The sequence below is a fragment of the Embleya sp. NPDC020630 genome (assembly GCF_044334985.1).
GTDB lineage: Bacteria > Actinomycetota > Actinomycetes > Streptomycetales > Streptomycetaceae > Embleya.
Window position 1 is genome coordinate 415,531 of sequence record NZ_JBIRUB010000002.1, and the last position, 24,526, is coordinate 440,056.

The following is a 24,526-nucleotide window of genomic DNA, read 5'->3' on the forward strand; positions in this document are numbered from 1 at the left end:
GCCCGGCGATACCGGGCGGGGGTGGTGGGACGTGCGGATTTTGCCATCGCCATACTCGTGCGCAGGAACCCCGCTCCCGGGTTCCGGTCCCGCATCAAGGAGTTTCGTGCGCACTTCACGCATGGCCGCGATCGTCCCCGTCGTCGCCCTCGCCCTCGTCGGCCTGACCGCCTGCGGCGGCTCGGAGCAGAAGTCGAACGCGGGCACCGACGCCAAGGCGTTGGCCGACGAGGCGCAGCGACTGCTGAAGTCGGTCCCTGACTTCAAGATGGTCGGCAGCGGGCAGGACGAGGAAACGAAGATGGAGATGGACCTGTGCATCCGCAGCGGTGCGGACATGCAGGGCACGATGACGATCGACGGCAACCGTGTCGAGGTGATCTTCATCGGCAAGGACCAATACATGAAGGCCGAGGCGCCCTTCTGGAAGATGATGATGGGCGAGTTCGTGCCGGAGCGCATGCTCGACGAGGTCGTGTCGAAGATGGCCGGCAAGTACCTGAAGTCCCCGGTCGACGAGGAGGACGACGGCGTCTCGTCCATGACCGACTTCTTCGACGGCTCCACCGACGGGGTGACCAAGGGTGAGCCGGTCAAGATCGACGGCGTGAAGGTGATCCCGCTCAGCAAGAAGGACGACGAGGGCGAGACCACCACCCTCTACGTCCAGGAGAAGGGCAAGCCCTACCCGTTCATGGTCAAGTCGGAGGGCAAGAACAACGCCACGGCGAAGTTCACCAAGGGCAAGCAGAAGTGCGAGCCCACCGCTCCGGCCGAGTCGTTCACCAAGGAAGACCTGAAGGGGCAGTTCAAGGACGCCTGACCGGCGCACCCGAGGCACCCCGGCCCCGCACCGCGACCGTCCGTGTCGCCGTGCGGGGCTAGTCTTCCTCGGTGCACGCCGTACTGACCGACCCGGACGACCTGTGTCGGCTGCTCGGGATCCCGTTCACCCCGGAGCAGCTGGACGCGGTGCTCGCGCCGCTCGCGCCGGGCGTGATCGTGGCCGGGGCGGGGTCGGGCAAGACCACGGTGATGACCGCCCGCGTGGTGTGGCTGGTGGGCACCGGACAGGTCCGGCCCGACCAGGTGCTCGGCCTCACCTTCACCAACAAGGCCGCCGGCGAGCTGGCCCAGCGGGTGCGCAAGGCGATCGGGCAACTGCGCGGCGGCGAGATCCCGGCCGACGAGGACGCCGGCGAGCCGACCGTGTCCACGTATCACGCCTTCGCCGGCCGCCTCCTCCAGGAGCACGGCCTGCGGATCGGCCTGGAGCCCTCGGCCCGGCTGCTCGCCGACGCGACCCGCTTCCAGCTCGCCGCCCGCGCCGCCCGCACCGCCCGCGGCCCCTTCCCCACGCTCACCGGCCGGCTGCCCGACGTGGTGGCCGCCGTGCTGCACCTGGGCGGCGAACTGGCCGAGCACCTGGTGTCGGTCGAGGAGCTGCGGGAGTGGGACCGGGCCTTCGTGGCCGAGGTGGAGGCCGCCGCCAAACCCTCCGCCGCCGCCCGCAAGGCCGCCGACGCGGCCCGCAACCGGCTCGACCTGGGCCGACTGGTCGAGGCGTACGCGCGTGCCAAGAGCGGGCGCGACCTGCTCGACTTCGGCGACCAGATCGCCTACGCCGCCCGGATCGCCGGCGAGCGGCCCGAGGTCGGCGAGATCCTGCGCGACACCTACCGGGTGGTGCTCCTGGACGAGTACCAGGACACCTCGGTGGCCCAACGCGTGCTGCTCCAGGGCCTGTTCGGACTCGGCCACCCGGTCACCGCGGTCGGCGACCCGTGCCAGGCCATCTACGGCTGGCGCGGCGCGTCGGTGGCCAACATCCACGAGTTCCCGGTGCACTTCCCGCACCGCGACGGCAGCCCCGCCGCCCGCTACTCGCTCTCCGAGAACCGGCGCAGCGGCGGCCGGATCCTGAGCTTCGCCAACGACCTGTCGGCGCCGCTGCGCACCCCCGAGAGCGGGGTGGAGGCGCTGCGCGCGGGGCCCGGCGCCGAGCACGAGGGCTGGACGGTCGCCGCGCTGCTGCCCACCCACGCCGAGGAGATCGACTGGCTCGCGGACCGGATCGGCACCGCGATCGGCACCGTCCTGGACCGGAACGGCGCCCCGATCACCGCCGGGGACGTCGCGGTGCTCGCCCGCACCGCCGCCGACTTCGCGGACATCCACGCCGCCCTGGTGCGGCGCGACATCCCGGTCGAGGTGGTCGGGCTGTCCGGGCTGCTGCACCTGCCCGAGGTGGCCGACCTGGTGGCGACCTGCGAGGTGCTGGACGACCCGACGGCCAACTCCGCGCTGGTGCGACTGCTCGCCGGGCCGCGCTGGCGGATCGGGCCGCGCGACCTGGCCCTGCTCGGGCGCCGGGCCGCGGAACTGGTCCGGGTCGAGCGGGCGGGCGCCGACGACGCCGACGCCCGTCTGGAGGAGGCGGTGGCCGGGATCGACCCGACCGAGGTGGTCTCGCTCTCCGACGCGCTCGCCGACCCCGGCGAGCACTACCCGTTCTCCGCCGAGGCCCGCCGCCGGTTCGCCCGGGTGGCCACCGAGATCCGCGATCTGCGCCGGCACCTGGGCGAGCCGCTGATGGACCTGTTGCACCGGGTGCTCGCGGGCACCGGCCTGGAGGTCGAGCTGTCCGCCTCGCCGGGCGCGCTGGCCGCGCGCCGCCGGGAGACGCTGCACACGTTCCTGGACGTCGCGGCGGGTTTCGCCGACCTGGACGGCGATCCCTCGCTGACCGCGTTCCTGGCGTTCCTGCGCACCGCCGCCGAGCACGACAAGGGCCTGGACGGCAGCCTGCCCACGGCCGGCGACTCGGTGAAGGTGCTGACCGCGCACAAGTCCAAGGGCCTGGAGTGGGAGGTGGTCGCCGTCCCCGGACTGATCGACGGCGTCTTCCCGAGCGTGCGCACGCAGACCAAGTGGATCACCAACGGCCGGGCCCTGCCGCACCCGCTGCGCGGCGACGCCGCCGCGCTCGCGGTGTTGCCCGACCTGACCCCCAAGGGCTTCAAGGCGTTCGACGCGGCGATGCGCGAGCACCAGGAGACCGAGGAGCTGCGGCTGGGCTACGTCACCTTCACCCGGCCCAAACAACTCCTGATCGGGTCCGGACACTGGTGGGGCCCCACCCAGAAGAAGCCGCGCGGGCCGTCCGACTTCCTCACCCGACTGCGCGACCACTGCCTGGCGGGCAACGGCACGGTCGAGGTGTGGACGCCCGAGCCCGCCGAGTCGGCCAATCCGCACCTGGCCGACGTCGTCGAGCACGCCTGGCCGCTGCCGCTGGATGCGACCGCGCTGATCGAGCGCCGCCGGGCGGCCGACGCCGTACTCGCGGAGCTGGCCCGGCGCGAGGCGTCGCGCCGGGTCGACCACGCGGCCGAGCATCCGTCGGTGGAGCCGGAATTCGGGCCGGTCCGGGGGTACGACGAGCAGGTGCCCGTCGAGGTCTACGAGGCGTATGTCCCGGACGACCCGGAGCAGGACGCGCCGCCGCCGGAGGAGGAGCCCCCGCCGCCGGTCGACCCGGGCCCCGAGCCGGAACCCGAGCCCGAGCCCGGCCCCGGCCCCTCGCTGCCCTTGCCCGATCACGACGACGCCGCCGAGCACGTGGACGAGGTGCGTGCCGGGCACCCCGCCGTGGAGGGCCCGGCGCCGGGGTTCCACCCGGGGCCGACCCCGGACGAGCTGGCCCTGATCGAGTCGTGGGACCGGGACCTGGTCCGGCTGGCCGAGGAACTGCGCCGCGGCCGGTCCGGGGTGCGCGAGGTGCCGCTGCCCGCGACGTTGACCGCGTCCCAGATGTTGCGCCTGTCCAACGACCCCGACGGGCTCGCGCGCGAGCTGGCCCGGCCGATGCCGCGCCCGCCCGCCCCGGCGGCCCGGCGCGGTACCCGCTTCCACGCCTGGGTCGAGTCGTTGTTCGGCGAGCGCCCGCTGCTCGAACCCGACGACCTGCCGGGCGCGGCCGACGAGGAGATCACCGACGAGGCCGATCTGCTCGCGCTCCAGGAGGCGTTTCTGCGCACGCCCTACGGTCGGCGCGCCCCGCACCGGGTCGAGGCGCCCTTCCAGCTGTTCCTCGGCGGCCGGATCGTGCGCGGCCGGATCGACGCGGTCTACCGCGAGGGGGACGGGTTCGAGGTGGTCGACTGGAAGACCAACCGGGTCCACGACGCGGACCCGCTGCAGCTCGCCGTCTACCGGCTGGCCTGGGCCGAATACGCCGACGTGCCGCTGGAGAAGGTATCGGCGGCCTTCCTCTACGTGCGCTCCGGGGAACTCGTCCGGCCCAGAGGGCTGCCCGGCCGGGACGAATTGGAACAGTTGTTCCTGGAAGCCGATGAACCGGGCGACGATCCGGCGCGTTGATCCGGAGGAAACCCGGCAACGGTGAGGATGGGCCGATGCGGCCGGATTCCGACACTCGTATGGTTTATGAGGATCGACACGACGGCGAACTTCGAGCGGGACGGGAAACGGCACCGGTGCGCGGAACAGCACAGACGAGGCGGGCACTGCGGCTCGTCGGCGTTGCGGGTGATCGACCGCTGCTGCCGGTGATCGACCTGATCCTGCGCCTGCTGCCCTTCCTGGTGATCCTCGCGGTCGTCGTGCTGGCTGCCGCGACCCCGGAGAACGTGCACGTGGGTCCGCTTCTCGCGGTGGCGCCGGCGCTGTCCGGGCTCACCCAGACGGCGCCACGCGGCCCGCTGATCACCGGCGGTGTCGCGGCCGTGGTCTCGGTGGCGCTGGCCGCGCTCGGCCAGGGCCGGGGCGGCGGCGAACCGTACGTCACGCTGGTCTCGGTCGCGCTGGTGACCACCACCGCGTGGCTGGGCGTACATGTGCGCATGCGGCAGGAGCGCACCATCGAGGAGGTGCGCAGCGTGGCCGAGGCGGCCCAGGAGGTGCTGCTGCCCCAGGTGCCCGGCACGGTGGGCCCGCTCACCGTCGGCGTGCGCTACCGCGCGGCGGCGGCCGAGGCGCGGATCGGCGGCGACCTGTACGAGGTGGTGCCCACCCCGTTCGGCATCCGCGTGGCGATCGGGGACGTGCGGGGCAAGGGCCTCGGCGCGGTGCGCACCGCCGCCGCCGTGCTCAGCGCGTTCCGCGAGGCGGCGTACGAGGAGCCGGACCTGCCCGGCGTGGCCCGCCGGCTCTCGGCCAGCCTGGAGCGGCGACTCGGCGAGAACGACGAGGAGTTCGTCACGCTGATCCTGCTCGGCTTCCCGCCGGAGCCCGCGTGCGTGGACATCCTCAACTGCGGCCACCCCGCGCCGCTGCTGCTGCGCGCGGCCCGGGCGCAGGCGCTGGACCCGCCGACCCCGACGCCGCCGCTGGGCATCATGGACCTGCGCCGGCTCGACCTGCCGGTGTTGCGGGTGCCGCTGCTGCCGCGGGACCGGCTGCTGCTGTACACCGACGGCATCATCGAGGCGCGCAACCCGGCCGGCGAGTTCTACCCGCTGCCCGATCGGGCGCCGGATTCGCTGCCCGGCGTGGAGGACACCCTCGACCGGCTGGAGGCCGACGTGCAGCGACACGTGGGCCGACCGCTTCAGGACGACGCGGCGATGGTGCTCCTGGAGTACACCCCGGTGGTGGCCCGCCACGAGGAACTGCGCGGGGCCCGGCTCAGCGCCTGACGCCCGGGCTCAGCCCACCTTCAACTCCACCACCAGGGCACAGTGGTCGGAGACGCCGAGGCGGACCGCCTCGGTGCGGCGCACCGCCTCGGGGCCGATGCCGTGTCCGAGCACGTGGTCGAACTGGACCCTCGGGTGGTACGAGGGGTAGGTGGGCACCCGGGCCAGCGAGCGCCAGCGCACCGCGCCCGCGCCGCGTCCGCGCCGGCCGACCACCGCCTGCGGGATCCGACCGGGCAGGTTGAAGTCGCCGAGCAGCAGTTGCGGACCGGGCAGGTCGGCGGTGGAGCGGCGGATCCGGGCGAGCTGGGAGATGTTCCAGCCGGGTACGAAGGACAGATGCGCCGCGAGCACCGTGAACGGCCCGTGTGGGCCCTCGACCACCGCCGCGAGCACGCCCCGGGGCTCGTCCGGCACCCGGGTCAGGCCCGGCCGGCCCTGCACCCGCAGCGGCAGGCTCAGCGGCGCGGCCGGGAAGCGCCGGACCCGCCAGCGCGAGACCGGCAGCCGGGACAGCAGCGCGATGCCGTATCCGGGCCCGCCCTCGCCCCGCTCGTCCGCCGCGTAGACCCGGCGCTCGCCCGGCACCGGCGGCTCCTGCGTCCACCCCGACACCGGGGCCGGGACGCCGTGCACCGAGGCCAGGAAGCGCCACTGGGACATGCCGAGCGCCTCGGCCGCGATCGCCGCCTGATCGGCGCCGCCGGAGCGCTCCTGGTGCCGGTCCACCTCCTGCAGGGCCACGATGTCGGCGTCCAGATCGGCCAGCGCGGCGCGCAGCCGATCCGGGTCCGACGCGCCGTCGGCGAGGTCCATGCCGTGCAGGAGATTGAAGGTCGCGACACGCAACGTGGTCATCGGCCGACGGTAACCCGCCCGCCGCCCTGCCGTGTGCTTTCCGCCCGGAGACGGCCGCGTGCCGCCTGCGCGGGGATCGGGCATATGGTCGAATCCATGAGCATCACCGACCGCGGCGTCTTCGAATACATAGGCGCCCACGCCGACGAATTCCTCGCCGATCTGCGCACCTGGTTGGCCATCCCCTCGATCTCCGGCGACCCCGCGGCCGCGGCCGACGTCGACCGCAGCGCGTGGTGGCTGGGCGGCGCGCTGCGCGACACCGGCTTCCCCACCGTCGAGGTGTGGGAGACGCCCGGGCTACCGGCGGTGTTCGCCGAGTGGCCCTCGGCCGACCCGGACGCGCCGACGGTGCTCGTGTACGGACACCACGACGTGCAGCCCGCGGCGCTCGCCGACGGATGGAGCACGCCGCCGTTCGAGCCGACCGACGTCGGCGACCGGCTGTACGCGCGCGGCGCCGCGGACGACAAGGGGCAGGTCCTGTTCCACCTGCTCGGGGTGCGCGCGCACTTGGCGGCGACCGGGCGTACCACCCCCGCGGTGAATCTGAAGCTGATCGTGGAGGGCGAGGAGGAGTCCGGCTCGCCGCACCTGGCGGAGCTGCTGCGCGAGCGTCGCGACCGGCTCGCCTGCGACGTCGTGGTGGTCTCCGACACCGGGATGTGGGGCGCGGACACCCCCAGCACCTGCACCGGGATGCGCGGCCTGGCCGAGGTGCAGATCGACTTCCACGGCCCGAGCGCGGACATCCACTCCGGCTCCTTCGGCGGCGCGGTGCCCAACCCGGCGACCGAGCTGGCCCGGCTGATCGCCGCGCTGCACGACGAGGACGGGCACGTCACCATTCCCGGCTTCTACTCCGGGGTCGGCGAACTCACCGAGTACGAGCGGGAGTCGTTCGCCAAGCTGCCGTTCGACGAGAGCGTGTGGCTGGGCAACGCCAAGTCCGGCGCGGCGGCCGGCGAGGCCGGCTACAGCACCCTGGAGCGGGTGTGGGCGCGCCCGACGGCCGAGGTCAACGGAATCTGGGGCGGCTACATCGGCCCCGGTCGCAAGACCATCGTGCCCGCCTCGGCGCACGCGAAGGTGTCCTTCCGGCTGGTGGATCGGCAGGACCCGGACGAGATCGAGCGGGTCGTGCGCGCGTGGGTGAGCGAGCGGGTGCCCGCCGGGATCCGCTGCGAGCTGGACTTCGGCACCGGCGTCCGGCCCTGCCTGACCCCGCTCGACCACCCCGCGCTGCGGGCGGTGGTGCGGGCGATGGGCCGCGCGTTCGACACCGAGATCCTGTACACCCGCGAGGGCGGCTCCGGGCCGGAGGCGGACCTTCAGGACGTGCTGCGCGCGCCGGTGGTCTTCCTGGGCGTCTCGCTGCCCGACGACGGCTGGCACTCGATCGACGAGAAGGTGGAGAAGCCGCTGCTGCTCAAGGGCGCGGAGGCCGCCGCGTATCTGTGGGAAGAGCTGGCCGCGAGCCGGCGCGACGCCGCGGCGGGGAGGGACGAGCGTTGATCCGCCCCAAGCCCGTCGCCGGGCAGGCACTGGCCCGATCCGCGCTCGACCGGGCGTCCGAACACCGCCTGGACCAGGCGTGGCTGGACGCGGCGTGGGCGCGGCCCGACACGCGCGTACTGGTTCTGGCGCAGGGCCGGGCGCGCTGGTCGGGCAAGGCGGGCGAACCCCGCCTGCTCCTGGTCGACTCGGCGAGCGCGCCGGCGGGCGAGCGGCGGTTGCTCGGCCTCGACGAGGCCGGCGTGGCGTACTTCGCGGTGGACGTCGAGAAGTTGCCGGAACCCGCCGAGGACGCACACGAGGGCGGTCTGCGCGAGTTGGGCACGCTGCTCGACGACCGGGACGCGGGGCTGCTCGTGCACGCCACCGGGCTGCACCACTGGCATCGCACGCACCGCTTCTGCGCCCGCTGCGGGCAGCCGACCGAGTCGGCCGCGGCCGGGCACGTGCGGCGCTGCCCGGCCTGTGGCACCGAGCATTACCCGCGCACCGATCCGGCGGTGATCATGCTCGTGCTCGACCGGGACGACCGCTGCCTGCTCGGCCGCCAACCGCAGTGGCCCGAGCGGCGCTGGTCCGCCTTCGCGGGCTTCGTCGAGCCCGGCGAGTCGCTGGAGCAGGCGGTGGCGCGCGAACTGCACGAGGAGGTCGGCGTGGTGACGTCGGCCACCACCTACGTGGCGAGCCAGCCGTGGCCGTTCCCCTCCAGCCTGATGCTGGGCTTCATGGCCTACGCGGTGGACGACAGGGTGCACGTGGACGGCGAGGAGATCGCCGAGGCCCGCTGGTTCGACCGCGCCGAGTTCAAGGAGGCGATCGACACGGGCGAGGTGCTGATGCCCGGGTCGTTGTCCATCGCCCGGTACCTGATCGAGAAGTGGTACGGCGGCCCGCTGGACGAGGACAACCACTGGTGAGCGCGGGGTGAACACGCTCCGGCCGGGTCGGCGACGAGTCCTCGTCGCCGACCCGGCCGGGAAGACCGTGCTAGTGCGCTCAGGCGGCCAGTTCCGACACGGCGGCCTTGACCTGGGCCAGGCTCGGGTTGGTCGCGGTCCACAGCGGCGCGCCGCCGTCGGCGGGCAGGATGACCAGCGTCGGCACGGTCTGATTGCCGCCGTTGACGCTCATCACGAAGTCGGCGGCCGCGGGGTCCTGCTCGATGTTCACCTCGGTGTAGGCGATGCCCTCGCGCTCCATCTGGCTCTTCAGCCGGCGGCAGTAGCCACACCAGGTCGTGCTGTACATCGTCACGGGGGCCGACATCGTCATGCGCTCCTTTGTGTTCGCCCGGTCCGGGAACGGCTTTCCCCAAGCCAAACGTGCGCCCCCTCGGTTTGATTCCACCGGGTTTGCCGACCTGTGGACATCGGGGCCGCTGTGCACAACCGGCCTCGGTGCGGCGCGATGCCTGAGAGGATGTGCCGATGATCGCTTCCCCCGACGACGTCCTCGACGCGCTCGATCCCGAGCAGCGACGGGTGGCCGAGGCCGTCGACGGCGCGGTGTGCGTGCTCGCGGGCGCGGGCACCGGCAAGACCCGGGCGATCACCCACCGGATCGCCTACGGCGTGCTCTCCGGCGCGATGCAGCCGGGCCAGACCCTGGCGGTCACCTTCACCGCGCGGGCCGCGGGGGAGCTGCGCGGCCGGCTGCGCGACCTGGGCGTCCCGGGCGTACAGGCGCGTACGTTCCACTCGGCGGCGCTGCGCCAGCTGTCCTACTTCTGGCCGAAAGTGTTCGGCGGGCCGCCGCCGCAGCTGGTCGAGACCAAGATCATGCTGGTCCGCGACGCGGTGGCGCACTGCCGGCTGCGCGCCGATCGGGCCGAGCTGCGCGACATCACCGGCGAGATCGAGTGGGCCAAGGCCACCCAGACCGCGCCCGACGACTACCCGGGCGCGGTGCTCGCGGCGGGCCGCAAGCCGCCGCGCGCCGCCGCCGAGATCGCGCACGTCTACGCGGCCTACGAGAAGATCAAGTCCGGCAAGGGCCGGATGGACTTCGAGGACGTGCTGTTGCTCACCATCGGACTGCTCGACGAGCGGCCCGAGGTGCGCGAGGCGGTGCAGGCGCAATACCGGCACTTCACCGTGGACGAGTACCAGGACGTCAACCCGCTCCAGCAGCGCCTGCTCGACCTGTGGTCGACCGGGGCCCGCAGCCTGTGCGTGGTCGGCGACGCGAGCCAGACCATCTACTCGTTCACCGGCGCCACGCCCGCCTACCTGCTCGGATTCCGCCGCCGCCATCCCGACGCGAAGCTGGTCGAGCTGGTCCGCGACTACCGCTCGACCCCGCAGGTGGTGGGCCTGGCGAACCGGCTGCTCGCGCGCGCCGGCGGCGAGGCGGCCAAGCACCGGTTGCAGCTGATCTCGCAGCGCGGCACCGGCCCGGAGCCCGACTTCGTCGAGCACGCCGACGAACAGGCCGAGGCGGAGAGCACCGCCAAACGCATCCGCGCGCTGATCGACGACGGGGTGCGGCCCGCCGAGATCGCCGTGTTGTTCCGCACCAACGCGCAGTCCGAGTCCTACGAGCAGGCGCTCGCCGACCAGTCGGTGGCCTACCTGCTCAAGGGCGCCGAACGGTTCTTCGAGCGGCCCGAGATCCGGCAGGCGATGGGCTTCCTGCGCGCGCACGCGATCTCCGGCGGCACCGACGCGGAGGCCGGGCCGTTGGCCGCCGAGGTGCGTGCGGTGCTCGGCGGCACCGGCTGGAGCGCCGAGCCGCCCGCAGGATCCGGCCAGGCCCGGGAGACGTGGGAGTCGGTGGCCGCGCTGGTCCGGCTGGCCGAGGAGTTCGCGGTCAAGCGGCCGCAGGCGTCGCTGCGCGACTTCACCGTCGAGCTGGCCGAGCGGGCGAGCGCCCAGCACGCGCCGACGGTGGAGGGCGTGACCCTCGCGTCGCTGCACGCGGCCAAGGGGCTGGAGTGGGACGCGGTGTTCCTGGTCGGCCTCAACGAGGGCATGATGCCGATCTCCTACGCCGACACCCCGGACAAGATCGAGGAGGAGCGCCGGCTGCTCTACGTCGGGGTGACCCGGGCGCGTGAGCGGTTGACCCTGTCCTGGTCGCTGGCGCGCACCCCCGGCGGGCGCGGGCGTGCGGCGTCGCGGTTCCTGGACGGGCTGCGCGGCCCCGACGGCGGGCGCGGCCTCGGCTCGGCGCGGCCCGACGCGTACCGCTCGCCCGGTACCGGGGCGAGCCCGGGCGGTGTGGCCCGGCCCCGGCGCAAGGTCGGCCCGGTGCGCTGCCGGGTGTGCGCGCGGGCACTCCAGGACGCCGCCGAGCGCAAGATCGGGCGCTGCCTGGACTGCCCGTCGGACGTGGACGAGTTCCTGCTCGGCCAACTGCGCGAGTGGCGACTGCGCCGGGCCGACGAGCACAGCCAGCCCGCCTTCGTGGTCTTCACCGACGCGACGCTCACCGCGATCGCCGAGACCCGTCCGCTCAACGAGCGCCAACTCGCCGCGATTCCGGGGGTGAGCCGGACCAAGCTGGAGCGATTCGGTGACGACGTGCTCGCGCTGTGTGCCGGCCACGACCTGGCGATCGAGCCCGATCCGGACGACTACGGGCACATTCCGGAGGTCGAACAGGACCACGAGTCGGCCATCGAGGATGCCCCCGACGTGGGGTGAGACGCGAGGGGTTTCCCTCGAGTGACGAGGGCCATGCAATAAATCGTTTGCGCCTTGCTCCAAACCGCATCTACGCTCACGAGCACGGTCGGAACGTTCGACCGTGCTCGTCCATGAAACCTGGAAGCACCCCTGCGGTGTTGCCCCGAAACCCTCTCGGAAGGAGGTGAACGTCGTGATTACCAGGAACCTGAAAGCCCAGCGTCAGGCGTTCGCCGTCACTCCGGTCGTGGTGTCGGTGGGCTCCGCCAAGCTGTCGCATGCCGATCTCTCCGTGTCCACGTCCGGCCTGGCCGGGCTCCCCATGGTGACGTCCTATGCCGGGACCGATGCCCTGATCACCGCCTCCGCGCGACTGCGCGGCAACGGCAGTGGTGTGTCCGCAGCAGCGGGCGCCTCAGGTCTCGTCGGTCTGGCGGACAGCGCCGAGGGTCCGTGGCAAGGCGAGCAGGCAGCGAAGGCGCGTCGCGACGAGCGACCGTCGAGCGCGGCGGCTTGCGAGCAGGCGCAGAAGCAGGAATCGCAGCGGGCCAGTGGCATGACCATGGCCGGCTTTGCCGGGAACAACGGGTATCCGTCCTGGAGGAACAGGACCTGACGAGACGTCAGGTCGGCACCCTCCAGGGCCGCGGAATCCCGAACACCGGGATCCGCGGCCCTTGTCTTTTGTCGGCTGTCAGCAAAAACCGAGTAGCGACCACCGGGGACGCGAGTCCCACGAATCACAGGAGCACCACGTGCCCCACGGCAAACCCCCCGCACCCGGCAGTACAGCCACAGCGACATCGGAGGTAGACCTGATGACCCTCACCGGTTTCGAGGACGTCGAGCAGCTCGAGTCCACGATCCCCTGCCGTTCCTACGACCCCGAGGTCTTCTTCGCCGAGTCCCCCGAGGACGTCGAGTACGCGAAGGCCCTGTGCCGCGAGTGCCCGGTGCGCGAGATGTGCCTGCAGGGCGCGCTCGAGCGCCGCGAGCCCTGGGGCGTGTGGGGTGGCGAGCTCTTCGTGCAGGGCGTCGTCGTCGCCCGCAAGCGTCCCCGTGGCCGTCCGCGCAAGACGGAGGTCGCCGCGTGACCCCCCCGGCGGGACCCCGACGCACCAGGACCAGAGATCGCGCGTACGCGCAGGAACCCATGAAGCACATTCACGACACGAACGCAGTTCTTCCCATGGACAGGAGCCGGGAGTTGCATCTGATCAACGAAGCCCTGGCGAGGGCTCGGATGGATCAGGAGCTCCGCGAGGCGGAGCTCCAACGTAGGGCGTACCACGTCCGGATGGCGCGCAGGATGCGTCGTCGGGCCGAGGTCGCCTCCATGCGGGCGCGCCGGGCGCTGGCCATCGCGGTCATGTAGTCGAGCCGATCCGCGCGAACGCCGAAGGGCGGGCACCCCACCAAGGGGGCGCCCGCCCTTCGGCGTTCGCGGATCGGCGCCGGCGCCGACCGGCCGGTGCCTAACGGCCGGTGGTGTCCGCGTCGCCCGGCGCGTTTTTCGGGGCCGGTGTGTCGGCCGGATCGTCCTCGATCTCCTCGATGTCCTCGAACTCCTCGATCGCCTCGAGGGAGAAGTCGAACTCCTCTGCCTCGTAGTCGTCTTCGAAGCCGGGCAGCCAGGTGGCCAGTTCCTCGCGGAAGGGGGCGGTGGCGCCCAGCTGACACAGCACGCCGATGGTGCTCAGCGTGACCCGGTGGATCAGCAGATAGCTCGGTGGCAGGTTGAGCTGGCGGGCCAGCGCGGACGCGGGATTGCGCGGGTCGCCGATCCGCGCGCCCTGTTCGCGCATCCACGCCCGGGTGAAGGTGAACTCCTCGACCTCGGCCGGCTCCAGGAACGGCAGCAGGTAGTCCAGCACCTCGCCGGCGTCCAGCTTGATCGACGGCTTGACGAAGCCCTCGGTGCGCAACACCTGCATGACGCTGTCCGCGTCGCCGTCGAGCGCGAGGCGGAAGGCCCGGCCGATCGGCTCGGGCAGCCCCTCGGGCAACCGGTTGACCGTGCCGAAGTCCAACACGCCCAGGCGTCCGTCGGCCAGCAGCCGGAAGTTGCCCGGGTGCGAGTCGGCGTGCAGCATGCCGGTGCGGGCCGGACCGGAGAACAGGAAGCGGGTGAGCATGTGCCCGGCCCGGTCGCGCTCCTCCCGGGTGCCCTTGTCGATCACCTTCGACAGCGGTGTGCCGTCCATCCACTCGGTGATCAGCACCCGTTCGGTCTGGTGCACCACGTGCGGCACGAAGATGTCGGGGTCGCCGTCGAACTCCACGGCGTGCGCGGTCTGCGCCTCCGCCTCCAGCTGGTAGTCGAGTTCCTCGGCCACCCGGGCCTTGAGTTCGGCGATCAGCGGCTTGACGTCGATGCCCGGGATCAGCGCGCCGGCGAAGCGGGCCACGTGGCCGAGCTGGTTGAGGTCGGAGATCAGCGCGTCGCCGGCCCCGGGGTATTGGATCTTGACCGCGACCGTGCGGCCGTCGTGCCACACGGCCCGGTGCACCTGGCCGATCGAGGCGGCGGCCGCGGGCGTCTCGGAGAACTCCTCGAACAACGTGCGCCAGTCGTCGCCGAGGTTGTCCGCGAGTGCCTTGTGCACGGTGCGCGCGGGCATCGGCGGCGCCGCGTCCTGAAGTTTGGTCAGGGCCGAGCGGTAGGGCCCGGCCACCTCCTCGGGCAGCGCCGCCTCGAACACCGACAGGGCCTGCCCGAGTTTCATCGCGCCGCCCTTCAACTCCCCGAGCACCTTGAAGAGTTGTTGCGCGGTGCGCGCCTGCAGCTCCGCCGCGACGATCTCGGCCGGTCTGCCGCCGATGCGCCTGCCCAGGCCCAGTGTCGCCCGGCCGGCCACCCCCAGCGGGAGGGACGCGAGCTTTGCGGTGCGGGTGACGGCCCTGCGCGGAAGATCGCTCACGCGACCCATTGTGTCCGACTCGGCGGCGCGGCATGTGTGATGGGGCCCACGTCTTGCGCCGGGCGGGTGGCGCCGCAGTCGCAGCGCGCGTGCGGCGCCCAGCTCCGGCGTCGGGTCAGCCCGTCGGGCAGCTCGATCTCCACCGTCCCGTCCACGGTGGTGGGCAGCCCGCCGTCGAGGAAGGTGAGCACCTGGAGCGCGGCCCGGGCGGCGACCTCGGTGGCCAGCACCACGTCGCACGGCGGCTCGCCCGGACCGGGCGCGGCCGCGAGTTGGGCGAGCAGGCGCGGCCAGCCCGGATCCCGGTCGCTGCGGGCCAGGTCCAGACACCGACCGCAGGCCGAGCGGCCGACCAGGACGAACGGCCCGACCACCCCCGTGGTCTCGCGGATGTCGGCGTACAGGTGCGGCACCCGCTGTCGGATCAGCCGGGCTCCGGGGGCCGGATCCGGACGGCCCTCCGGGACCAGCACCGCGACATCGGGCGTGCCCCGCCCGGCGGGCAGCGCGCAGCGCACCCCCGGGGCCAACCGGCGCAGCGCGGCCCGCACGGTGGTCTCCCGGCGCGGCCGCTCCGCGTCCCAGCCGTAGGCCACCGGCCCCGCGTCGCCCGCCCGCACCGGTCGGCGATCCGCGGGCACCACGTGCCCGACGCCGGCGGCGGCGAGCAGCCCGGCCACCGCCGCGCCCACCCGACCGGCGCCGTGCACCGCCACCACCGCCCGCGAGCGCCGGTCCAGCGCGGCCAGCCCCGCGCCGCCGCTGCCGTGCACCAGGGCCAGCGAGGTCAGGTCCGGGCCGAGCCGGGCCCGCTCGTGCGGCAGCGCCGGCACCGGGGTGGGCCGCCCGGACGCGTCCTCGAGCACGTCCTCCCTGGCGAGCAGGTCGAGCACCGCCGCGGCCCGGGCGCGGGGCAGGCCGACCCGATCGGCCAGTTCGTAGGTCCGGGCCAGGTCCCGGGTGCCGTCCAGGTGTTCCACGAAGCGGGTGGTGACCGGATCGAGCCCGCCCAGCAGCACCGCCCGAGCCGGGTCCAGGCCCAGTTGCAGGGTCTGTCGATCGCGCCAGAGCCGACGCAGTGCGGGCTTGAGCAGCGGACGCATGGCGGCCTCCGAGGGGACGGTACGCGCGGACGGACGGCGACGACCGAGGCCCGACACACCGGGCTCGACCGGCCCCAGCGTGCCCGGCGGCGACCGGCCCGGGTATTTCGTTGTCCACAGCCCGCGTATGAATATGCTATTTGGAAATATTAGGCACAGAATAATGGAATGGGAGCTATTGCGCGAATAGTGCTTATACCCGCGAATATGCCCGCGAAAAGCGATGCGGAATATCCCCCGTCGGCCCGAAGCGGGCGCGCCCTGTCGGTGCCGTCGGTTAACGTCCTGGTTGTGGTCGCGGATCCCGGGGCCGGACACGACATGCTGTCCGGAGCCCCGTACCAGGGTGCCGTCGAGGTGCGTCGCAGCGCCCGACGGAAACGAACCGTATCGGCGTACCGGGACGGGGACCGAACCGTGGTCCTGCTGCCCGGCCGCATGACGCAGACCGAGGAGAAGCGCTGGGTCGGCGTGATGCTGGAGCGCCTGGCCGCCCAGGAGCGCCGCCGACGGCCCAGCGACGACGACCTGGCCATGCGCGCCCGGGAGTTGTCCGCCCGCTATCTCGACGGTCGGGCCGAGCCCGCGAGCGTGCGCTGGGTGGGCAACCAGAACACCCGCTGGGGTTCGTGCACACCGGTCGACGGCACCATCCGGCTCTCCACCCGCCTGCGCGGCATGCCGACCTATGTCGTCGACTATGTATTGCTGCACGAGTTGGCGCATTTGCTGGTGCCCGGACACGGACCGCGTTTTTGGACGTTGCTCGCCGCATATCCGCGCACCGAACGCGCGCGGGGATATCTGGAGGGCGTCGCGGCCGCGAGCGGGCTGGCGATGAGCGACGAGGCCGACACCGATCCGGCCGCCGCCGAGCCGCCGCGCGCCGGGGCCGAACCGCCGGCGCCGACCCGGGGACGCACCCCTGCGGCCGGTGCGCGCGGCGCCCGCAAGGGCACCGCCGCTGCGGACGGTACCCGGGCGGGGACAACGCGCGATCGGGCGGCCCGCAAGCCTCGCGGCTGACCGGGATCCGGCTCGGCACAGTCGTCGCGGCGCCGGATTCGGGCGTATAGCGTGAGGCGCGTACGCGGACGGAGCGGTCGCGGAAACACGCCCGCCGGGGGGGCACGAGCGGCCCGCCCGGCGCGCAGCCGTACCCCGACCGGGGCGCAGCCGATGTTGTAGCGTGCCGAGCGCGGCGGGGACCCAGGTGGTGGGCGCCCGCACCGCCGGCGGCGGAAAAGCGGGGAAGGGAGCCACACAGTGGTCGAGTTCAGGAAGGGACAGAAGTCGAAGCTGTCCGACCTGACCGCGGGGACCGATCTGTATGTCGGGGTGCGGTTGGACGCCCCCGGGCTGACGTTCGACATCGCGTGCTTCGGGTTGGACGCGGGCGAGCGGTTGTCCGACGATCGGTACTTCGTCTTCTTCAACCAGCCCAAGTCGCCCGAGGAGTCGATCCAACTCCTCGGCGCGCAGGCCGGCGACACCGAGTCCTTCCGGGTGACCCTCGATCGGGTCCCGCCGCACGTCAACAAGCTCGCGTTCACCGCGACGATCGACGGCGACGGGGTGATGTCCCAGGTCGGGTCCGGCTACCTGCGGATCGTGGCGGGCGGCCAGGAGGTCGCGCGCTACTCGTTCACCGGGCGCGAGTTCAGCACCGAGCGCGCGGTGATGATCGCCGACATCTACAAGAAGGACGTCTGGCGGATCTCCGCCGTCGGCCAGGGCTTCGACGGCGGACTGCGCGCGCTGCTGGAGAACTTCGGCGGCGAGGTCGCCGAGGACGAGCCGGAGCAGGCGTCCGCGCCCGCGCCGGTGCCGCCCGGCGGCGCACCCGGATTCGCCCCGCCCGGCGCCGGCGTGCCGCCGCAGCAGCACCAGTCGCCGCCGTCCTTCGGCCCGCCCGGTGGTGGTCCGCCGCCGCCCCCGCCCGCGCCCACGCCGAACTTCGGGCCGCCGCCCGGCGCGCCCCAGCCGGTCGGCGCGATGCCGCACGGCGGTCCGCCGCCCGGTCCGCCCGGGCACGACGGCCCGCCCCAGTACGGCGGCACCCCGCCGCACGGCGCCCCCGGCGGCTACCCGGCGCCGCCCGGCCCGCCGCAGTACCAGCAGGGCCCGGGCACGCCGCCGCACGGCGCGCCGGGAGGCTACCCGCCCCCGCCCGGTCCCGGCGGCTACCCGAACCCGAACCAGACACCGCACCAGGGGCACATGGCGCCGCCCGCGCCCCCCGGCACGGGTCAGCCCGGTGGTTACCCGCCGCCGCCCGGACCCGGCGGCTACCCGCCGCCCGGCCCGCCCGGATCCGGCGGCTACCCCGGCCCCGGTCAGCCCGGCCAGATGCAGCCCACGCTCCAGATGCCGGTCCCCGGCGGCCCGGGCGGGCCGCCGCCCGGGCCGGGCATGCCCCCCGGGCCGGGGATGCCCCCCGGTCCCGGCATGCAGGGCGTCGGCGTCGCGACGCCCGAGCCCGCCTTCCAGTACGGCATCGACCAGTACCGCGAGGTGCCCGCCGGCGGTCGCTGGAGCCAGCAGAACCCCAAGATGGTCCGCGTCGACGTCTCCGGCGGCAAGGTGATCGCCCGCCAGGGCGTCATGGTGGCCTACCAGGGCGACGTGAAGTTCAAGTTCCAGGGGCAGAGCCTGCGCAACCGGTTCGACAACCGGCAGACCGGCCAGTCGCTCGAACTGATGCGCTGCGAGGGCAATGGCGAGGTGTTCCTCGCCGAGGACGCCGCGCACCTGCACCTGGTCGAACTCCAGGGCAACAAGCTGTTCGTCAACGTGGCCAACGTGCTCGCGTTCGACGAGGGGCTGACGCTGGAGCCGGCCCGCGTCGAGGGCGTGGGCATCCCCGGCGGCGCGCTGTTCGCGCAGACCTTCACCGGTCAGGGCACGGTGGTGATCAAGACCAGGGGCATCCCGCTGGTGCTGCCGGTACAGGGGCCGACCTTCGCGGACAGCAACGCGATCGTGGCCTGGACCGGTACCCAGATGCAGGTCTCCACCACGACCCAGATGCGGCTGCGCCGTACCGCGTTCCCCGGGCACAGCGGCGAGACGGTCAACCTGCAGTTCCGCTGCCCGCCGCAGGCCAACAACTTCATCGTCGTCCAGCCCTACGAGGTGTGAGGGGAACATGGATCAGCAACTGATCGCCGCGTACGGGCAGACCGCCCCCCAGGCGCGGATGAGCGCGCACGGCCACAAGATCTGCCGGGCCAACATCCAGCCCGGCGCACCCGGTGTGCTGGCCAAGCAGGGCTCGATGATCGCCTACGAGGGCTACATCACCTTCGAGGGCTACGGCCAGGGCATGCAGCGCCGGGTGACCGGCGGGATCACCGGCGAGCGTATGCAGTTGATGCGGTGCACCGGACAGGGCGACATCTACTTCGCCGACTACGGCGCCGACGTGGCCATCATGCAGCTCAACCCGGGTGAGGGCCTGTCGGTCAACGCGAGCAACATCCTCGCGTTCGACGAGAACCTGGAACACCGGATCAAGATGGTGAGCGGGGTCACCGCGAAGTTCAGCGGCAACGGCCTGTTCAACATGGAGCTGTCCGGTCAGGGCTGGGTGGCGATCACCACGCGCGGCACCCCGGTGGTGCTCAACCCGGCCGAGCGCGAGACCTACGTCGACCCCGACGCGCTGGTCGCCTGGAGCACCAGCCTCAAGGTCGGCACCAAACGCTCGATGCGCCTCGGCGGCATTGTCGGGCGCGGTTCCGGCGAGGCGATGCAGGTGTCCTTCAAGGGCAACGGCTTCGTCGTCGTGCAACCGGCCGAGGACGCCACCGACCGTTTCCACGTGCGCGGCTGACCGCGAGCCAAGGAGGAACACCGTGCAGAGCTCGCTTTTCGGCCACGCGCCGGTACACAACCCCGAGCGGTACAGCTTGCAGAACGAGCACATGCTCAAGGTCCAGCTCGGCAACGGGCACCCGGACCACTGCCTGGCCCGGGTCGGCTCGATGGTGGCCTACCAGGGCGCGATCGACTTCGACGGAAACCTGCGCAGCGGCGCCGAACAGCAGGCCGCCACGGCCACCGGCGAACAGCTCCAGCTGATGCGCGCGCAGGGCACCGGCACCATGTGGCTGGCCAACATGGCCCAGTCGATCCACGTGCTCGACCTCGACTTCGAGGGACTGAGCGTGGACGGGCAGTACGTACTGGCCCTGGACAGCACGCTGAGCTGGAACGTGGTCGCGATCGAGAGCGCCCAGTCGGTCGCCGGCGCCGGGTCGTACAACCTCGACATCAGCGGCAACGGCAAGATCGCGCTGATGACCTCGGGCAAGCCGCTGATCATGCGGGTCACCCACGGCGCCGAGGTGTTCGCGGACGCCGACGCCGTGATCGCGTGGAGCAGCCGGTTGCAGATCAGCATGCAGGCGCAGACGAACTCGGCCCGGATCTACCGCCGCCGCCGGGGCACCGGCGAGGGCTGGAACATGGCCTTCATGGGCGAGGGCTACGTGGTGGTCCAGCCCAGCGAACTGCTCCCGCCGGTCGAGTTCATCCGGCCCGGCGGCTACCTCGCCAACCGCGGCCTCGGCCAGGACGGCGGGGTCCGCGGCAACACCTGGGGCCAGTAGCACCCGGGCCCGGGAAACCGGCGGCAGCGACGCCGAAGGGGCGCCCGACCGATCACCGGTCGGGCGCCCCTTCGGCGCTTCCTCGGGTCGCCGCGCGGAGCGCGGGCCTCAGACCAGGGCGCGGGCCCGGTTCACCAGCGCGCGGACCGAGTCGTCGGTGTCCGCCGGCAGCGCGTCGAACGCGAACCAGCGCAGGTCCAGCGACTCCTCGCTGATCACCTCGGTCGCGCCGGGCGGGGCCAGCGCCGCGTACTGCACGTCCAGGTGCACCGCGCACGGCGTGTCGTGCCGGTCGAGGTAGACCGGCGCGCCGTCGGCGAGCAGGGTCAGACCGGCGATCCCGGACTCCTCGTGCGCCTCGCGCAGCGCCGCCTCGGCCGGTGTGCGATCCCCCGGCTCGCAGTGCCCGCCGGTCTGCAACCACCGGAGGATCTTCGCGTGCATCGTGAGCAGCACCCGACCGCCGGCCGGATCCACGATCAGCGCACTCGCCGTCACGTGCCCGTCGCGGCAGGCCTTGAGCATGCCGTCCTCGTACCTGGCCAGATGCTCCAGGTAGGCCCGGCGCAGCCCGTCGGCACGATCGTCGGGCGCGTGCCACGCGGACAACGCGTCGACCGTCGCGACCCGAAGGCTCACGCGGCGGGCCCCTTGTCGCCGTCGGTGCCCTTCGGCTTGTCGTCGCCGTTCGCCTCGGGTTCGGTGTCGTCGGCCTTCGGCTCGCCCTTCGCCTCGCCCTTCGACTCCAGCGAGTCCAGGTCCGCGTCCAACTCGGCGTCGAGACCGGACAGGTCCAACTCGGCGTGGTGCACGAAGCCGTCGGGGTCGTCCAGGTCGGCCGCGGTCGGCAGCAGGTCGGGGTGCTGCCACACCGCGTCGCGCCCGTCCACGCCGCGCGCGTCGGCCAGCGAGGCCCACAACCGGGCCGCGTCGCGCAGCCGGCGCGGGCGCAACTCCAGGCCCACCAGCGTGGCGAAGGTCTGCTCGGCCGGACCGCCCGTGGCCCGGCGCCGACGCAGCGTCTCGCGCAGCGCGCCCGCCGAGGGCAGCCGCGGCGCCGCCGCGCTGTGCACGACCGCGTCGACCCAGCCCTCCACCAGCGCGAGGGCCGTCTCCAGCCTGGACAGCGCGGTCTTTTGCTCCGGCGTCTCCTCGGGCTCGAACAGCCCCTGCGAGAACGCCTCCTGCAGCGCCTCGGGGTTGCTCGGGTCGATCCGACCCGCGGCCTCCTCCAGGCGGCTCATGTCGACCTTGATGCCCCGCGCATACGCCTCGACGGCGCCGAACAGGTGTTGCCGCAACCACGGCACGTGCACGAACAGGCGCTGGTGCGCGGCCTCGCGCAGGGCCAGGTAGAGCCGCACCTCCTCCTGGGGCAGGGACAGGCCCTCGCCGAACGCGGTCAGGTTGGCCGGCAGCAGCGCGGCCTTGCCCGCCGGCCCGATCGGCAGCCCGACGTCGGTCGAGCCGACCACCTCGCCGGCCAGCGCGCCGAGCGCCTGGCCCACCTGAGCGCCGAACATCGCGCCGCCCATGCCGCGCATCATGCCGAGCAGCGGCCCGGCCATGCTCTGCATCTCGTCGGGCATCATCTCGCCCATGGCCGCGACCACCCGGGTCGCGAGCGGCTCGACCAGCGCGCGCCACTGGGGCAGCGTCGCTTCGATCCACTCGGAACGGCTCCAGGCCGCGGTGGTGCTCACACCGGACGGCAGCGAGGTGGCTTCGTCCAGCCACAGCTCGGCGAGCCGCACCGCCTCCTCGACGCCCGAGCGCTCCACCGCGCCGATCGACGCGTCGCCCTGCTGCGCCACGGTCTGCCGGGCGATGTCGCGGGCCAGGTCCCAGTTGACCGGGCCGCCCTCGTAGGAGAGCAGCTTGCCCAGCTGCTGGAAGGCCGCGCCGAGATCGGCCTGATTCATCTGTCCGAAAAGCGCGCCGAACGGGTTGTTCGGGTCACCCCCGGCGGCACCGAACCCGAAGGGGTCGTTCGGATTCGAACCGCCGGACCCGCCGCCGGGGCGGTTGGGATCGTCGTCGCCCGAGGGCTTGCCGAAGCCGAACGGGAAGTCAGCCATGGTGGGGCCCCTCTACGTTTTCCATGTGCGCGGCGCCCTCGGGCCCGACCATTCGATGCCGACTCACGGTTACCTCGTCTCGTTCGAGCCGCCCGCCGCCCCGGCCGGAGGCGACACCGCGCAGGCGCCGAAACGCGCCTGGCGTGAAGATCACAACAACACCTCCGGCAGGATGGATCGCGGACACTGACAGGAAAGGCAAGCAGTCGCGCGTACCTTTCTTGACGAACCGCTCGTACCAAACTAACCACGGGAGACCGCCAGTGAGTTCCCAGCCCCCACGCGTTCGCTCTGGGCGGAGCGGGCGGGAGAGCACGAGCGAAGGCACCGGAACCGATGCCGCGCAGACCGCTCCGGAGAGCGATCCCCAGTCCTCGGGCCGGCCCGAGGACCAGCCCTCGGCCACCAGTGTGCCCCGGGTGCGCCCGGTCGTCGCGGTCACCGGCGCCGCCGCCGGACTCGGTCATCGCGTCGCCTCGCTTCTGGCCGCGAACGACCAGGTCAAACGTCTGATCGCGATCGACGAGCGGCGCGGCGAGATCCCCGGCGCGCAGTGGCGGATCATGGACGTCCGCGACCCCGCGCTGGCCGGTCGGCTGGAGGGCGTGGACGTGGTGGTGCACCTCGCGCTCGACATGTCGCTCGACTCCGAGCCCAGGTCCCGGGGCGCGCGCAACGTGCGCGGCACCCAGACCGTGCTGACCGCCGCCGCCGCGGCCCGGGTGCCGCGCGTGGTGTTGTGCACCTCGGCGATGGTCTACGGCGCGCTGCCGGACAACGACGTACCGCTCGCCGAGGACGCGCCGCTGCGCGCCACGGCCGACGCCTCGCTGGTCGGCGATCTGCTGGAGATCGAGGAACTGGCCGAGCGCACCCCGCGCGCCCATCCGCACGTCAAGGTCACCGTGGTGCGGCCGGCGACGCTGGTCGGCGGCCCCGAGGCGGACAGCGTGATGACCCGGCACTTCGAGGCGCCGCGCCTGCTCGTGGTCTCCGGCGGGCAACCCCGCTGGCAGTTCTGCCACCTGGACGACCTGGCCTCGGCGCTGGAATTCGCCGCGCTCGGCCGGGTCGAGGGTGTGGTCACGGTCGGCTCGGAGGGCTGGCTGGAGCAGGAGGAGATCGAGGAGTTGTCCGGCATGCGCCGGATGGAGCTGCCCGCCTCGCTCGCCCTGGGCACCGCCGAGCGGCTGCACCGCCTCGGCATCACGCCCGCCCCCGCGGGCGACCTCGCCTACACGATGCACGGCTGGGTGGTCTCCGCGGAACGGCTGCGGGCCGCGGGCTGGCGGCCGGCGTGGACCAACGAGGCGGCGTTCGCCGCGCTCCTAGAGGACGTCGCCGGGCGGCACGCGCTGGTGGCCCGCCGGCTCGGCCGCAAGGACGCCACCACGCTCGGCGCGGCCGGCGCCACCGTGGCCCTGGTGGGCACGGCCGCGATCGTGCGCAAGGTGCGCCGCCGGCGCCGGGGGTTCTGAGCCGCGCGGCCCCGTGGCGACCGGGTTCCGGCCCGTTCCGGCGCGGGGTCGCCCGCGCCGTCGGGGGACCGGGGTGTCCGGGTCCGTGGCGCGGCGCGCGATACTGCCCGGTATGGACGTCATCCGCATCGCCGAGATCCGCGACACGCCGTTGTCCGTCGACGAGGTTTTCGCCGCGGTCGGCGACCCCGCCGCCGGTGGCATCGACCTGTTCGTGGGTACGGTCCGTGACGCCGACGGCGGGCGCACGGTCACCGCGCTCGAATACTCCGCCCACCCGTCGGCCTCGGCCGAGCTGCGCCGGGTGATGGAGAAGATCGCCGCCGACCAGCCGGTGCTGGCGATGGCGGCGGTACACCGGGTCGGCCGCCTGGAGATCGGCGACCTGGCGGTCGTGGTCGCGGTCGCCTGCCCGCACCGCGCGGAGGCGTTCGCCGCGTGCCGCCGCCTGATCGACGACCTCAAGCACGAGGTGCCGATCTGGAAGCTCCAGCACTTCACGGACGGCGACGCGGATTGGGTCGGCGCCTGCTGAGCACCGCGCGCACCCGCTCCGACGCCCCATTCACCTCGTTCACCCCATCAGTTCACAGATGTCCCGGACGCCTCGGAGCAGACGAAATGCACCATCACCACCACATACATATGATTTAAGTCGTCACCCTCCCTCTCGT

At 73.0% G+C, this 24,526-nt stretch carries 20 protein-coding genes and 1 pseudogene; 15 read left to right on the forward strand and 6 right to left on the reverse strand.

Features of this window, described 5'->3' with window-relative positions; genetic code table 11:
- Positions 1 to 106: 106 nt before the first annotated feature.
- The 3 genes from ACH4XV_RS08040 to ACH4XV_RS08050 all read left to right on the forward strand — a co-directional run bounded on the left by ACH4XV_RS08040 (position 107) and on the right by ACH4XV_RS08050 (position 5,660).
- Positions 107 to 823 carry a hypothetical protein gene (locus tag ACH4XV_RS08040; protein WP_395787606.1) on the forward strand — a complete coding sequence of 239 codons (717 nt, stop codon included), beginning with the start codon at positions 107 to 109 and terminating at the stop codon, positions 821 to 823.
- Positions 824 to 894: 71 nt separating this feature from the next.
- Positions 895 to 4,383 (forward strand): UvrD-helicase domain-containing protein, encoded by a 3,489-nt coding sequence (locus ACH4XV_RS08045; protein ID WP_395787608.1) that lies wholly within the window; start codon positions 895 to 897, stop codon positions 4,381 to 4,383.
- Positions 4,384 to 4,499: 116 nt separating this feature from the next.
- Entirely contained in the window at positions 4,500 to 5,660 is a 1,161-nt protein-coding gene (locus ACH4XV_RS08050; protein WP_395787610.1) for a PP2C family protein-serine/threonine phosphatase, read from the forward strand.
- A 9-nt stretch (positions 5,661 to 5,669) separates the two neighbouring features.
- On the opposite strand, the gene ACH4XV_RS08055 is transcribed toward ACH4XV_RS08050, so the two are convergent.
- Positions 5,670 to 6,518, reverse strand: a complete 849-nt coding sequence (locus ACH4XV_RS08055; protein WP_395787612.1) for an endonuclease/exonuclease/phosphatase family protein — start codon at positions 6,516 to 6,518, stop codon at positions 5,670 to 5,672.
- Positions 6,519 to 6,614: 96 nt separating this feature from the next.
- Between ACH4XV_RS08055 and ACH4XV_RS08060 the strand changes: the two genes are divergently transcribed.
- Positions 6,615 to 8,033: a dipeptidase gene (locus ACH4XV_RS08060; RefSeq protein ID WP_395787614.1), complete on the forward strand. Its 1,419-nt coding sequence runs from the start codon at positions 6,615 to 6,617 to the stop codon at positions 8,031 to 8,033.
- Complete coding sequence (gene nudC / locus ACH4XV_RS08065) at positions 8,030 to 8,950, forward strand: NAD(+) diphosphatase (RefSeq protein ID WP_395787616.1); 921 nt, start codon at positions 8,030 to 8,032, stop codon at positions 8,948 to 8,950. Before ACH4XV_RS08060 ends, nudC begins: the two co-directional genes overlap by 4 nt.
- A gap of 79 nt (positions 8,951 to 9,029) precedes the next feature.
- Here the strand turns inward: nudC and ACH4XV_RS08070 are convergent, their stop codons facing one another.
- Positions 9,030 to 9,299 (reverse strand): mycoredoxin, encoded by a 270-nt coding sequence (locus ACH4XV_RS08070; protein ID WP_078979247.1) that lies wholly within the window; start codon positions 9,297 to 9,299, stop codon positions 9,030 to 9,032.
- A gap of 161 nt (positions 9,300 to 9,460) precedes the next feature.
- On the opposite strand from ACH4XV_RS08070, the gene ACH4XV_RS08075 reads away from it, so the two are divergent.
- From ACH4XV_RS08075 to ACH4XV_RS08090, 4 genes are all read left to right on the forward strand, one after another.
- The gene (locus ACH4XV_RS08075; protein WP_395787618.1) at positions 9,461 to 11,677 is read left to right on the forward strand and encodes an ATP-dependent DNA helicase UvrD2; all 2,217 of its coding nucleotides are present in this window, start codon (positions 9,461 to 9,463) and stop codon (positions 11,675 to 11,677) included.
- A gap of 175 nt (positions 11,678 to 11,852) precedes the next feature.
- The gene (locus ACH4XV_RS08080) at positions 11,853 to 12,275 is read left to right on the forward strand and encodes a hypothetical protein (RefSeq protein WP_395787620.1); all 423 of its coding nucleotides are present in this window, start codon (positions 11,853 to 11,855) and stop codon (positions 12,273 to 12,275) included.
- 202 nt (positions 12,276 to 12,477) lie between these two features.
- Positions 12,478 to 12,753 (forward strand): WhiB family transcriptional regulator, encoded by a 276-nt coding sequence (locus ACH4XV_RS08085; protein WP_101897040.1) that lies wholly within the window; start codon positions 12,478 to 12,480, stop codon positions 12,751 to 12,753.
- Positions 12,754 to 12,812: 59 nt separating this feature from the next.
- On the forward strand, positions 12,813 to 13,034 hold the full coding sequence (locus ACH4XV_RS08090) for a hypothetical protein (protein ID WP_078975532.1): 222 nt from the start codon (positions 12,813 to 12,815) through the stop codon (positions 13,032 to 13,034).
- Between the two features lie 100 nt (positions 13,035 to 13,134).
- Here ACH4XV_RS08090 and ACH4XV_RS08095 read toward each other — a convergent pair whose 3' ends face one another.
- Entirely contained in the window at positions 13,135 to 14,580 is a 1,446-nt protein-coding gene (locus ACH4XV_RS08095; protein WP_395787623.1) for an ABC1 kinase family protein, read from the reverse strand.
- A complete protein-coding gene (locus ACH4XV_RS08100) occupies positions 14,577 to 15,683 on the reverse strand; it encodes a ThiF family adenylyltransferase (protein WP_395787625.1) in 1,107 nt (368 codons plus the stop codon). The genes ACH4XV_RS08095 and ACH4XV_RS08100 overlap by 4 nt, the downstream gene beginning before the upstream one ends.
- Before the next feature lie 321 nt (positions 15,684 to 16,004).
- Here ACH4XV_RS08100 and ACH4XV_RS08105 point away from each other — a divergent pair.
- From ACH4XV_RS08105 to ACH4XV_RS08120, 4 genes and pseudogenes are all read left to right on the forward strand, one after another.
- Positions 16,005 to 16,517: pseudogene (locus ACH4XV_RS08105) on the forward strand (M48 family metallopeptidase); the annotation flags it as partial.
- Between the two features lie 432 nt (positions 16,518 to 16,949).
- On the forward strand, positions 16,950 to 18,824 hold the full coding sequence (locus ACH4XV_RS08110) for a TerD family protein (RefSeq protein WP_395787627.1): 1,875 nt from the start codon (positions 16,950 to 16,952) through the stop codon (positions 18,822 to 18,824).
- Between the two features lie 7 nt (positions 18,825 to 18,831).
- Entirely contained in the window at positions 18,832 to 19,518 is a 687-nt protein-coding gene (locus ACH4XV_RS08115) for an AIM24 family protein (RefSeq protein ID WP_379994729.1), read from the forward strand.
- 22 nt (positions 19,519 to 19,540) lie between these two features.
- Positions 19,541 to 20,296, forward strand: a complete 756-nt coding sequence (locus ACH4XV_RS08120) for an AIM24 family protein (protein WP_395787629.1) — start codon at positions 19,541 to 19,543, stop codon at positions 20,294 to 20,296.
- Positions 20,297 to 20,404: 108 nt separating this feature from the next.
- Here the strand turns inward: ACH4XV_RS08120 and ACH4XV_RS08125 are convergent, their stop codons facing one another.
- Together ACH4XV_RS08125 and ACH4XV_RS08130 are read right to left on the reverse strand one after the other, a co-directional pair.
- Complete coding sequence (locus tag ACH4XV_RS08125) at positions 20,405 to 20,935, reverse strand: NUDIX hydrolase (protein WP_395787631.1); 531 nt, start codon at positions 20,933 to 20,935, stop codon at positions 20,405 to 20,407.
- On the reverse strand, positions 20,932 to 22,374 hold the full coding sequence (locus ACH4XV_RS08130) for a zinc-dependent metalloprotease (RefSeq protein ID WP_395787633.1): 1,443 nt from the start codon (positions 22,372 to 22,374) through the stop codon (positions 20,932 to 20,934). Before ACH4XV_RS08130 ends, ACH4XV_RS08125 begins: the two co-directional genes overlap by 4 nt.
- Before the next feature lie 410 nt (positions 22,375 to 22,784).
- Here ACH4XV_RS08130 and ACH4XV_RS08135 point away from each other — a divergent pair, with 410 nt between their 5' ends.
- Both ACH4XV_RS08135 and ACH4XV_RS08140 read left to right on the forward strand, forming a co-directional pair.
- On the forward strand, positions 22,785 to 23,852 hold the full coding sequence (locus ACH4XV_RS08135) for an NAD-dependent epimerase/dehydratase family protein (RefSeq protein WP_126637598.1): 1,068 nt from the start codon (positions 22,785 to 22,787) through the stop codon (positions 23,850 to 23,852).
- 112 nt (positions 23,853 to 23,964) lie between these two features.
- A complete protein-coding gene (locus ACH4XV_RS08140) occupies positions 23,965 to 24,387 on the forward strand; it encodes a molybdenum cofactor biosynthesis protein MoaE (RefSeq protein ID WP_395787635.1) in 423 nt (140 codons plus the stop codon).
- The last annotated feature ends 139 nt before the right edge of the window (positions 24,388 to 24,526 follow it).